Source organism: Cupriavidus sp. GW821-FHT02F09 (assembly GCF_059421605.1).
This window is the reverse complement of record NZ_JBWKVH010000035.1, coordinates 68,339-80,377: the sequence shown is the minus strand read 5'-3', so window position 1 is coordinate 80,377 and position 12,039 is coordinate 68,339. Positions and strand designations below refer to the sequence as shown.

The window sequence follows — 12,039 nt, the reverse complement described above, 5'->3', positions numbered from 1 at the left end:
CGCGCCTTTTTTGCCTACTTTTTTGGCAAGACAAAAAAGTAGGTCGCCGCCCCGCAGGGGTGGTGAAACTGCAGTTGCCTTTGACTCTCAGCTTTTGACTTTGAAGTTAAGCAGTTGCACATACAGTTGCACTCACAGCCCCCCAAGTTACCGCAAAATCACACCCCTCCGTACTAACCCTAATCCCCCCATCCCCCTTCATCCCACTGACAGGCTTTCGACAGCGTTTGATATCAAACTGAAAGCCATTTGACAGCGTAATGACAGCCCCCCCGGCGCAAACTTGCCGCCGTTAGCAGCACCCCCAAAGACCAAGCCCAGCCAAGGCTATTTCCCAGAAAAAGGGGAAGCCGCCCCCATCTGGCGCCCGATCAAAATCAAGCCACCGGAACCAACCGGCGGCAACTGCGAGAGACACCAGCAACATGTCAAGCTCCCCCTCCCAGCAACACGGGTTCCGCACCGTGTTCCGCGTTGTCAGCGGCAACTTCCTGGAAATGTACGACTTCATGGTGTACGGCTTCTACGCCGCCGCCATCGCCAAGACGTTCTTCCCCAGCGGCAACGAGTTCGCCTCGCTGATGCTCTCGCTCGCGACCTTCGGCGCGGGCTTCCTGATGCGTCCGCTTGGCGCCATCATCCTGGGCGCGTACATCGATCACCACGGCCGCCGCAAGGGCCTGATCATGACGCTGGTCCTGATGGCGCTCGGCACCCTTCTGATCGCCTGCGTGCCGGGCTATGCGTCGATCGGCGTGGCCGCACCGTTGCTGGTGCTGGCGGGCCGGCTGCTGCAGGGCTTCTCCGCCGGCGTTGAGCTGGGCGGCGTGTCGGTGTACCTGGCGGAAATCGCCAAGCCCGGCAAGAAAGGCTTCTACGTGGCCTGGCAATCAGCCAGCCAGCAAGTGGCGGTGATCTTTGCCGGCCTGCTTGGCGTGGTGCTGCACTCGATGCTGTCGCCGGAGGAAATGGGCGAATGGGGCTGGCGCATTCCGTTCCTGATCGGCTGCCTGATCGTGCCGTTCCTCTTCCTGATCCGCCGCTCGCTGGAAGAAACCGAAGAGTTCAAGACCCGTAAGCATCGCCCCAGCATCAGCGAGATCTATCGCTCGATGATGGAGAACTGGCGCATCATCGTGGCCGGTTGCATGATGGTTGTGATGACAACGGTGTCGTTCTACATGATCACCGCGTACACGCCGACCTTCGGCAAGACCGTGCTCAAGCTCGATGACGTCGACAACCTGATCGTCACCATGTGCGTGGGGCTGTCCAACTTCATCTGGCTGCCGCTGATGGGCGCCTTGTCGGACCGCGTGGGCCGCAAGCCGCTGCTGGTGATCTTCACCATCCTCACATTGCTCACGGCCTATCCGGCGGTGTCCTGGCTGGTGGCGGAGCCGTCGTTCAGCCGCCTGCTGATGGTCGAGTTGTGGCTGTCCTTCCTGTACGGCAGCTACAACGGCGCGATGGTGGTGACCCTGACCGAAGTGATGCCGCCCGCGGTGCGCACGGCGGGCTTCTCGCTGGCGTATAGCCTGGCCACGGCCCTGTTCGGCGGCTTCACGCCGGCCATCTCGACCTACCTGATCCACAGCACCGGCAACAAGGCCGCGCCTGGCCTGTGGCTGATGTTTGCCGCTGCATGCGGGCTGATCGCCACGCTGGTGATTTTCCGCGGCGGACGGCAGCATGCCTACGTCGAGCCCGCGGCCAAGGCTGCCTGAGGTTCACGAGGGCGGCCCTGCTGGGGTAGACTCGCAGCTCCGGCAGGGCGGCTGCGAACACCGCGGCTGACATCGCGCGGCAATATGACGGCGCCAACATCACTAATCGGCGCCCGCGCGCGGCCGGCAACGCGGCTCCCCGCGCTTGGCTATCGGGCTCTTTGAGAATATCAATTAGCCCCGCCCTCCGGGGATGACGCATAATCCATGTTCGTTGCGCGGCAGCCTGGCCTTATCCGTTGCGGATGGCCCGGCTTGCGGCGCGAGCGTCTCTCTTCAACCGTATCCAGGAGCAGTCTATGAAGACCGTTGGTGACAAGATCGAAGCCTTCCACGTCGTCGGTGTCAAGCCGGGTTTCAACAACCACGAAGAGAACGGCCAGTCGGCCTTTGAAGACATCACCGAAAAGTCGTTCGAAGGCAAGTGGAAGATCATTTACTTCTACCCGAAGGACTTCACCTTCGTGTGCCCGACCGAAATCGTTGCTTTCGCCAAGCTCAACGGCGACTTCGCCGACCGCGACGCGATCGTGCTGGGCGGCTCGACCGACAACGAATTCGTGAAGCTGGCATGGCGCCGTGAGCACAAGGACCTGAACAAGCTGGACCAATGGCAATTCGCCGACGTGACCGGCTCGCTGATCGACCAGCTGGGCGTGCGTGACCAGGCTGCCGGCGTCGCACTGCGCGCTACCTTCGTCGTCGATCCGGACAATGTCATCCAGCACGTGTCGGTGAACAACCTGAACGTCGGCCGTAACCCGGACGAAGTGCTGCGTATCCTCGACGGCCTGCAAACCGACGAGCTGTGCCCGTGCAACCGCGCTGTTGGCGGTGCCACGCTGTAAGCTGTCGACCAGCTGACATGCTGCACAAACTGCCGGTGAGAGATTGCCGGCGATTTGTGACGATCTGCGCGCCGGGCTTTGGCCCGCGCCTCAAAACCCGCCATGGCGGGTTTTTTGAGACCTCACCGATAGGAGATTTGTATGGAATTCCTCAGCACGATTAAAGGCCTTATTCCTGACTACGCCAAGGATATCCGCCTGAACCTCGACGGCACCATCGCCCGCTCCTCGCTCGAGGGCAACGATGCGGTGGCCGTGGCGCTGGCCGCGGCGTTTGCTGCCAAGAGCCGCGTGATCGTCGACGCGATCCGCAACGCGGGTGTGCTCTCGCCCGAGGAAACCAATGCCGTGCTCACCGCCTCCGCGCTGATGGGCATGAACAATGTCTGGTATCCGTTCGTGGAAATGGCCGACGACCAGGATCTCGCGACGCAACCGGCCGGCCTGCGCATGAATGCATATGCCACGCACGGCGGCGTGGACAAGCGCCGCTTCGAGATGTACGCGCTGGCCGCGTCCATCGTCGGCAAATGCCATTTCTGCATCAAGTCGCACTATGCGCTGCTCAAGAACGAGCAAGGCATGACCGCGCAGCAACTGCGCGACGTGGGCCGCATTGCCGCCGTGGTCGTGGCAGCTGCCAACGTCATCGCGGCGGAATAAGGCCGTATCGAGGCCTTGCGGGTGGCACGCGCCGGCCCGGCACGGCCCGGCATGGTGCTTCCGGTACTTCCCCGAAAGCCCCGCGGCGCAAGGCCGGCGGGGCTTGCCCAGCATGCCGCGCGCGTCAGCGCAAGCCTGTTGCCCACGCGCCAAGTCGGTAATTCACTGACTGCATTTGTGCACCGAAGGGCCTACAATCCAGCAAGGTCACAGCCTTTGCCCCCTCTGCCATGAGCACCCTTCCTTCGCATACCTCCCCCCGCTTTCACTACCGCCTCGCCACCGTGCAGGACTGGGGCGACATTGCCGCCGTGACCCAGCAAGCCTATGGCCAATATGAGCTGGAGATCATGGAGGACTGCCGCGAGTCCTTCCAGCAAGGCATGAAAGCCGTGCTGGCCGCGTCGACTTCGGAAATGGAATGGTGGGTGGCGGAAACCGATCACGGCATCAGCGGCGCGGTGTTGTTCTGCCACCCCGGCGCCACGTTGCAGGCGCTGGACGGCAGCACCATCACGCTCGCCTTGCCGGAAGCCCGGCTGCTCGCGGTCAGCCCGCAGGCACGCGGACTGGGCCTTGGCCGCACGCTGATGCAGGTCTGCATCCAGCGCGCGCGCGATATTGGCGCCGGCGCGCTGCTGGTGCGCACCATGCCGGAAATGAAATCCGCCAACCAGCTGTGCCAGCAGATGGGTTTTGTCAAACGCACCGAAGCCGGTGCGCGCTCGGGCCCGATGGCCCGGCTGATCGACTACCTCTACGCGCTCCCGCCCGAAAACGCTAGCGCAACCGGAACGGCCGCAAGAAGCTGAGCGCCCACAGCGCCCAGCCCTGCAACAACTCCGCACCAGCCCCGCATCAATCCTGCGGGGAGACGATCGTGCCGCGCCAGATCAGCACCACAGCTTGCGCAACGATACCTTCCTGACGCCCCTCGAAGCCCAGCTTCTCATTGGTCTTGGCCTTGACGTTGCAGCTGGCGGCGGCCAAGCCCAGGTCCTCCGCCAGGTTCGCCACCATGGCGCCGATATGCGGCGCCAGCTTCGGCGCCTGCGCGATCACCGTCGCATCCACGTTACCGATTTCATAGCCTGCCTCGCGCACGCGCCGCGCGGCCTCGCGCAGCAGCACACGGCTGTCCGCTCCAGCAAAGCGCGGATCGGTGTCGGGAAAGTGGCGGCCAATGTCGCCCAGGCCGGCCGCGCCGAACAGCGCATCGGTGATGGCGTGGAGCAGCGCGTCCGCATCGGAATGGCCCAGCAGGCCGCGGTCATGGGGAATGTCCACGCCGCCCAGGATGAGCTTGCGGCCCGGCACCAGCGCGTGCACGTCATAGCCTTGGCCGACGCGGATATCGAATGGGGTCATGGGAGCAATTCTCCTTCAGGATCGGAACGGGGGATGGATAGGAATGGATAGGGATCGGTGGGGATGGCTGGTAATGCACGAGGATGACGGTCAGGGCTTGCCAGCACCCTCGCCCAGCAGCAACTCGGCCAGCGCGAAATCCTCGGGGTAGGTCACTTTGAAATTGCGCAGCGAGCCATTGACCAGGCGCGGATGCAGACCCAGCCGCTCGATCGCGCTGGCCTCGTCGGTCACCACGGCGCCCGCGGCCAGCGCTTCCTGCAGCGCCTGTCGCAAAACACCCAGGCGGAACATCTGCGGGGTCTGCGCCTGCCACAAGCCCTCGCGCGAGACCGTCGCGCCGATGCGCACCACCGCCGCCGACTGCCCGCCGGGGGGCGCATCGGCGCGCTTGAGCGTATCGGGCACCGGCACCGCCAGGATGCCGCCGATGGCTGCGTCGGGGCCGTCTTCGTCTGCGCCGTCGCCCTCCACCGCGCGTACCAGCGCGTGGATCATGGCGGGCGTCAGGCCCGGGCGGGCCGCATCATGCACCAGCACCCAGTCGCGGTCCGTGGCGCCGAGTTGCGCCAGGTGATGCAGGCCAGCCAGCACCGAGGCATGGCGCGTATCGCCACCCACGAAGGCAGTGTCAAAACGCAGGCCGGCAAACGCCGCCACGCCGAAGCGGGACTCCAGCGGCATATCGTCGGGCGCCAGCACCAGCGCGGTGGCGCTGATGGCATCGCAGGCGGCAAAAGCGGCGAGCGCGTACCAGATCATCGGCCGGCCGGCCACGGTCTGGTATTGCTTGGGCAGGCTGCCGCCCGCGCGGCTGCCGGTACCGGCACAGGGGATGAGGGCAAATCGGCGAGCAGACACGGATAGCGTGAGGGACAAGGTGAGCGCCATGCCAGGAGCATGGCGCAAGGCTTCGGGGCCCCTGCCATGGCAGGGGAGCGGGAAGCGCGGCATTGAAAACGCGGATTCGGAGCGCATTCTATAATACGGCCTTCGCTCGCGGACATGCGGGCGTCGATCAGCGCGAGCGCCCGCCGGGCGCCGCATGCTTCGCCCACTCCCCGCCCGCGATGCCGGCGGGGTGTCGCTGTTGCATCGCCGCGCTCTTTTAGCCCCGCAACGCCTGAAAGCCGTCAACAAGCCAGCCCGTACCCGATGCCTGAAGCCAATCGCCCCGCCCCCTTCGCCAACCTCCCCTTGGTCAAGGCCGGCCAGCGCTATACCGTGTCCGGCCTGCCCGGCTCCGCCGACGCCCTGGCGCTGGCCGCCTACGCCAGCCAGCACCGCGAGCGTGTGCCGATGCTGGCAGTGGTGTGCGCCAACGCGGTCGACGCGCAGCGGCTGGCCGAGGAAATCCCCTGGTTCGCGCCGGGCCTGCGGGTGCGCCTGCTGCCCGACTGGGAAACCTTGCCCTACGACAGCTTCTCGCCGCACCAGGATCTGGTTTCGGAGCGGCTCGCCACGCTGCACGACATCCAGGGCGGCCAGTGCGACATCATGCTGGTGCCGGCGCAGACCGCGCTCTACCGGCTGGCGCCGCCCGCCTTCCTGGCGGCCTACACCTTCTTCTTCAAGCAGGGCGAGAAGCTGGACGAAGCCGCGCTCAAGGCGCAGTTCACGCTGGCCGGCTATGAGCATGTCAGCGCCGTGATGCGTCCCGGCGAGTACAGCGTGCGCGGCGGCCTGATCGACCTGTTCCCGATGGGCTCGCCGCTGCCGTACCGGATCGACCTGTTCGGCGACGAGATCGAAACCATCCGCGCCTTCGATCCCGACACGCAGCGCAGCCTGTACCCCGTGAAGGAAGTGCGCTTGCTGCCGGGCCGCGAGTTCCCGCTCGACGACGCCGCGCGCACCGCGTTTCGCGGCCGCTGGCGCGAACTGTTCGAAGGCGACCCGAGCAAGTCGACGATCTACAAGGACATTGGCAATGGCGTGCCGTCGGCCGGCATCGAGTACTACCTGCCATTGTTCTTTGAAAGCTCGGCCACCGTCTTCGAATACCTGCCCGCCAACAGCCAGCTCGCCTTTGCCGGCGATGTGCCGGACGCCATCCACCGCTTCTGGGCCGACACCACGCAGCGCTACAACTTCATGCGCCATGACCGCGAGCGGCCGCTGCTGCCCCCCGCCGCGCTGTTCCTTTCGGAAGAGCAGTTCTTCGCAGGTGCAAAGCCGCTGGCGCGGCTCGTGCTGCAAGGCACCGCTACCGGCGACACCGTGCCGCTGGCTGAGTCCCTGCCCGATGTCTCGGTCAACCGGCGCGCGGAAGACCCGCTAGTCAACCTGGAAGCGTTGCTGCTGAAAAAAGACCGGCGCGTGCTGATGTGCGCGGATTCCGCCGGACGGCGCGAAACGTTGCTGCAGCTGTTCGGCGAAAGCAGGCTGCGCCCGCAGCCGATCGATGATTACGCCGCCTTCCTGGCGGGAGATTCGCATTTCTCCATCGTGGTGGCGCCGCTGCAAAGCGGCTTTGCCGTGCCCGGCGCGCAAGGCATCGAGCCGCTGGCCTTTGTCACCGAGGCCGAGCTGTATGCCGGCACCGCGCGCCGCACGGGCCGGCGCAAGCAGGAACAGGCCAGCGCCGTCGACTCGATGGTGCGCGACCTGGCCGAGCTCAAGATCGGCGATCCGGTCGTGCACAGCGAGCACGGCATTGGCCGCTACCAGGGCCTGGTCTCGCTGGACCTGGGCCAGGGCGAGGAGGAATTCCTGCACCTGGACTACGAGAAAGGCAGCAAGCTGTACGTGCCGGTGCACCAGTTGCATGTAATCTCGCGCTACTCCGGCGCCGATCCGGACACCGCGCCGCTGCACTCGCTGGGCTCCGGCCAATGGGACCGCGCGAAACGCAAAGCCGCGCAGCAGATCCGCGATACGGCCGCCGAGCTGCTCAACCTGTACGCGCGCCGCGCCTTGCGCCAGGGCCATGCCTTCGAGCTCACGCCCAGGGACTACGAGAAGTTTGCCGAGAGCTTCGGCTTCGAGGAAACGCCGGACCAGGCCGCAGCCATCGCCGCGGTGATCGCCGACATGACCTCGGGCAAGCCAATGGACCGGCTGGTGTGCGGCGACGTGGGCTTCGGCAAGACCGAAGTCGCATTGCGCGCCGCCTTCGTCGCGGTCATGGGCGGCAAGCAGGTGGCCATCCTGGCGCCCACCACGCTGCTGGCCGAGCAGCATTTCCAGAATCTGTCCGACCGCTTCGCCGAATGGCCGGTGCGCATCGTGGAGTTGTCGCGCTTCAAGACCAAGAAGGAGATCGACGGCGCCATCAAGCAGATCAACGACGGCACCGCCGACATCGTGATCGGCACCCACAAGATGCTGTCGGACGACGTCAAGTTCCAGCGCCTGGGGCTGGTCGTCATCGATGAGGAACACCGCTTTGGCGTGCGCCAGAAGGAAATGCTCAAGACCCTGCGCGCCGAGGTCGACGTGCTCACGCTGACCGCCACGCCGATTCCCCGCACGCTGGGCATGGCGCTCGAAGGCCTGCGCGACTTCTCCGTGATTGCCACCGCGCCGCAAAAGCGCCTGGCCATCAAGACCTTCGTGCGCCGCGAGGAAGACGGCGTGGTGCGCGAGGCCATCCTGCGCGAGCTCAAGCGCGGCGGCCAGGTCTACTTCCTGCACAACGAGGTCGACACCATCGAGAACAAGCGCGCCAAGCTCGCCGAGCTGGTGCCGGAAGCGCGCATCGCGGTGGCGCACGGCCAGATGCACGAGCGCGAGCTGGAGCGCGTAATGCGTGACTTCGTGGCACGCCGCGACAACATCCTGCTGTGCACCACCATCATCGAGACCGGCATCGACGTGCCGACCGCCAACACCATCCTGATCCACCGCTCCGACAAATTCGGCCTGGCGCAGCTGCACCAGTTGCGCGGCCGCGTCGGGCGCTCGCACCACCAGGCCTATGCCTACATGCTGGTGCACGATGTCGAAGGCCTGAGCAAGCTGGCGCAGCGCCGGCTCGAAGCCATCCAGCAAATGGAAGAACTGGGCTCGGGCTTCTACCTGGCCATGCACGACCTGGAAATCCGCGGCGCGGGCGAAGTGCTGGGCGACAAGCAATCGGGCGAGATCCACGAGATCGGCTTCCAGCTCTACACCGACATGCTCAACGCCGCCGTCAAGTCGCTCAAGGCCGGCAAGGAACCGGACCTGATGGCGCCGCTGGCCGTGACCACCGAAATCAACCTGGGCACCCCGGCCCTGCTGCCCAGCGACTATTGCACCGATGTGCACGAGCGCCTCTCGCTGTACAAGCGCCTGGCCAATTGCGAGACGGCCGAGCGCGTGGACGATATCCAGGAAGAGCTGATCGACCGCTTCGGCCGCCTGCCGCCGCAGGCGCAAGCGCTGATCGAGACGCACCGCCTGCGCATCGCGGCGGTGCCGCTGGGCGTGCGCAAGATCGACGCCAGCGACGCGGCCATCAGCATGCAGTTCCTGCCCAACCCGCCGATCGACGCCATGAAGATCATCGAGCTGGTGCAGAAGAACCGCCATATCAAGCTGGCAGGACAGGACAAGCTGCGCATCGAGGCCAAGATGCCGGATGTGGCAGTGCGCGCGCAGACCATCAAGCACACCCTGCGCCAACTGGCCTGAATGGTCTGAATGGTCTGAATGGCCTGATCATTGCTCCACAGTACCCCGTTTGCGGCGCGCCGCCGCCGCGGCGGGCCACGATGGTGCACCGTGCATGGACCGACGAGCCAGCACGGTGTAGCATCATTTACTTAACACGTTACCCAAAGCCAACCGCCATGCAAGCCGATACCCTCAGCAAGCCTGCCGATGCCGCAACCCGCGGCAGCGCGCTCGACTGGACCCAGCGCCTGGTCAGCTACGACACCACCAGCCGCCACTCCAACCTCGGCCTGATCGAAGCCGTGCGCGATCATTTCCTGGCCAAGGGCCTGCGTCCCCACCTGAGCTACAACCCGCAGGGCGACAAGGCCAACCTGTTCGTCACCGTGCCCGCCGCCAACGGCAGCACCGATGGCGGCATCGTGCTGTCGGGCCATACCGACGTGGTGCCGGTGGACGGCCAGAACTGGACCACCGACCCGTTCAAGCCGGTGATCCGCGATGGCCGCCTGTACGGGCGCGGCACCTGCGACATGAAGGGCTTCATCGGCACCAGCCTGGCGCTGCTGCCCACGCTGCTTGAGGCCAGGCTGCGTGAGCCGGTGCACTATGCGCTGTCCTTCGACGAAGAGATCGGCTGCATGGGTGCCCCCTACCTGCTGGCGGAACTGCGCGAACGCGGCGTGACCCCGGGCGGCTGCATCGTCGGCGAGCCCACCAGCATGCGCGTGATCGTCGCGCACAAGGGCATCAACGCCTACCGCTGCTGCGTCAAGGGCCAGGCCGCGCATTCGTCGCTCACGCCCAAGGGCGTCAACGCCATCGAGTACGCCGCCCGCCTGATCTGCCATATCCGCGACATCGCCGACGAGTTCAAGGCCAACGGCCCTTACGACCGCGACTTCGATGTGCCCTTCACCACGGCCCAGACCGGCACCATCCACGGCGGCATCGCGCTCAACACCATTCCGGCGCTGTGCGAGTTCGTGTTCGAATTCCGCAACCTGCCGGGCGTCGATCCGGAAGCCATCTTTGCCCGCATCCAGGGCTACGCCAACGACGTGCTGCTGCCGAAAATGCGCGCCGAGCATGCCGACGCGGGCCTGACCATCAACAAGATCGCCGCCGCGCCCTCGCTCGACGTGGCCGAGCAGGCCGCCATCACGCAACTGGTGCGCGCGCTGACCGCCGACCGCGACGTCAACAAGGTCGCCTACGGCACCGAGGCCGGCCTGTTCCAGCGCGCCGGCATCCCGGCCGTGGTGTGCGGCCCCGGCGATATCGAGCAGGCCCACAAGCCCGACGAGTTCGTCGCACTGGACCAGCTCGCCGCCTGCGAAGCCTTCCTGCACAAGGTGGTCGACAGCCTGCGCGTGAACTAAGCCGTTTTCCTCGTTTTCCTCGTTTTCCGTTGTAGCCGGCCCGCTAAACCTGCGGGCCGGTGGTTGCGTCATGTCCAAAAAATAACCCGGAGACACCATGACAGCAGTATCGGCAAGCGGTAGCAGCAACAGCGGCGCGGCAGCATCGGCAGCGCCCGCCTCGCGCCATCCCTGGCGCGCGGTGATCTCAGCCTCGATCGGCAATGCGCTGGAGTGGTTCGACCTGGTCGTCTACGGCTTTTTTGCCGTCACCATCTCCGCGCTGTTCTTTCCCAACCACGATGAAAACACCTCGCTGCTGCTGACACTGGGCACCTTCGGCGTGTCGTTCTTCATGCGGCCGCTGGGCGCGGTCGTGATCGGCGTCTATGCCGACCGCAAAGGCCGGCGCGCCGCGCTGACGCTCTCCATCCTGCTGATGATGGTGGGCACGCTGATCATCGCGCTACTACCCACCTATGCCGCGATCGGCGTCATGGCGCCCATCGGCATCGTGGCAGCGCGCATGATCCAGGGCTTCTCGGCTGGCGGCGAATTCGGCAGCGCCACCGCCTTCCTGGCCGAGCACGCGCCCAACCGGCGCGGTTTCTACTCCAGCTTCCAGGTCGCCAGCCAAGGCCTGACCACCCTGCTTGCCGCGGGCTTTGGCGCGGTGCTCACCACCACGCTCACGCCCGACCAGATGCAATCCTGGGGCTGGCGCGTGCCCTTCCTCTTTGGCCTGCTGATCGGCCCGGTGGCGTACTACATCCGCCGCCACGTCGACGAAACCCCTGAATTCCTCCAGGCCGAGACCACCGAAACACCGCTGCGCGACACGCTCAGCCACCAGAAGGAGCGCCTGCTGCTGGCCATGGGCGTGGTCATCGTCGCCACGGTGTCGACCTACCTGGTGCTGTACATGCCCACCTACGCGGTCAAGCAGCTCGGCCTGCCGCCCTCGGCGGCGTTTGCCGCCACGCTGGCCACGGGCGTGGTGCAGATGCTGTTCGCCCCGCTGGTCGGGCACTGGTCGGATCGCTATGGCCGCATCCCACCCATGCGCCTCGCCGCGCTGCTGTTGCTGGTGTCGATCTGGCCGCTGTTCTGGCTGCTCAGCCACTATCCCGGCTTCAGCGTGATGCTGGCGGTGCAGGTGGTGCTGGGGCTGATGATGACGCTGTACTTCGGCGCGCTGCCCGCGCTGGCGTCGGAGATCTTCCCGGTCAAGACACGCACCACGGGCCTCTCGCTCTCGTACAACATCGCGGTGACGCTGTTCGGCGGGTTCGCGCCCTTCATCCTGACCTGGCTGATCGGTGCCACCGGCAGCAAGCTGGCGCCGAGCTTCTACCTGATGGCCTGCGCGTCGATCAGTCTGGTGGCGCTGGCCCAGACGCGCGCGCGCCTTGGCATCCGCTAGCCGCGCATGCGTTGGTTTTTTCATCCCGTTCCATCACGAAAAAATAAAAA

The 12,039-nt window shown here is 65.6% G+C and carries 9 protein-coding genes; 7 read left to right on the top strand and 2 right to left on the bottom strand.

From position 1 onward, the window contains the following. Positions 1 to 425 precede the first annotated feature (425 nt). The 4 genes from AC07XB_RS29095 to AC07XB_RS29080 all read left to right on the top strand — a co-directional run bounded on the left by AC07XB_RS29095 (position 426) and on the right by AC07XB_RS29080 (position 4,050). Complete coding sequence (locus AC07XB_RS29095) at positions 426 to 1,727, top strand: MFS transporter (RefSeq protein ID WP_174424477.1); 1,302 nt, start codon at positions 426 to 428, stop codon at positions 1,725 to 1,727. 299 nt (positions 1,728 to 2,026) lie between these two features. Next, on the top strand, positions 2,027 to 2,575 hold the full coding sequence (locus tag AC07XB_RS29090) for a peroxiredoxin (RefSeq protein WP_043345420.1): 549 nt from the start codon (positions 2,027 to 2,029) through the stop codon (positions 2,573 to 2,575). Positions 2,576 to 2,716: 141 nt separating this feature from the next. Then, positions 2,717 to 3,238, top strand: a complete 522-nt coding sequence (locus AC07XB_RS29085; RefSeq protein WP_006155913.1) for a carboxymuconolactone decarboxylase family protein — start codon at positions 2,717 to 2,719, stop codon at positions 3,236 to 3,238. 230 nt (positions 3,239 to 3,468) lie between these two features. Then, positions 3,469 to 4,050 carry a GNAT family N-acetyltransferase gene (locus AC07XB_RS29080; RefSeq protein WP_492372840.1) on the top strand — a complete coding sequence of 194 codons (582 nt, stop codon included), beginning with the start codon at positions 3,469 to 3,471 and terminating at the stop codon, positions 4,048 to 4,050. Between the two features lie 46 nt (positions 4,051 to 4,096). Here AC07XB_RS29080 and ispF read toward each other — a convergent pair whose 3' ends face one another. Then, positions 4,097 to 4,606, bottom strand: coding sequence for a 2-C-methyl-D-erythritol 2,4-cyclodiphosphate synthase (ispF, locus tag AC07XB_RS29075; RefSeq protein ID WP_150987634.1), 510 nt, complete (start codon positions 4,604 to 4,606; stop codon positions 4,097 to 4,099). A 90-nt stretch (positions 4,607 to 4,696) separates the two neighbouring features. Next, positions 4,697 to 5,497, bottom strand: coding sequence for a 2-C-methyl-D-erythritol 4-phosphate cytidylyltransferase (ispD, locus tag AC07XB_RS29070; RefSeq protein WP_492372839.1), 801 nt, complete (start codon positions 5,495 to 5,497; stop codon positions 4,697 to 4,699). Between the two features lie 264 nt (positions 5,498 to 5,761). On the opposite strand from ispD, the gene mfd reads away from it, so the two are divergent. The 3 genes from mfd (at position 5,762) to AC07XB_RS29055 (ending at position 11,989) form a co-directional block, all read left to right on the top strand. Further along, on the top strand, positions 5,762 to 9,223 hold the full coding sequence (gene mfd / locus AC07XB_RS29065; RefSeq protein ID WP_492830865.1) for a transcription-repair coupling factor: 3,462 nt from the start codon (positions 5,762 to 5,764) through the stop codon (positions 9,221 to 9,223). Positions 9,224 to 9,381: 158 nt separating this feature from the next. After that, positions 9,382 to 10,587, top strand: a complete 1,206-nt coding sequence (gene argE / locus AC07XB_RS29060; RefSeq protein ID WP_477134981.1) for an acetylornithine deacetylase — start codon at positions 9,382 to 9,384, stop codon at positions 10,585 to 10,587. A gap of 97 nt (positions 10,588 to 10,684) precedes the next feature. Next, a complete protein-coding gene (locus AC07XB_RS29055) occupies positions 10,685 to 11,989 on the top strand; it encodes an MFS transporter (protein WP_492372837.1) in 1,305 nt (434 codons plus the stop codon). Positions 11,990 to 12,039: the final 50 nt, after the last annotated feature.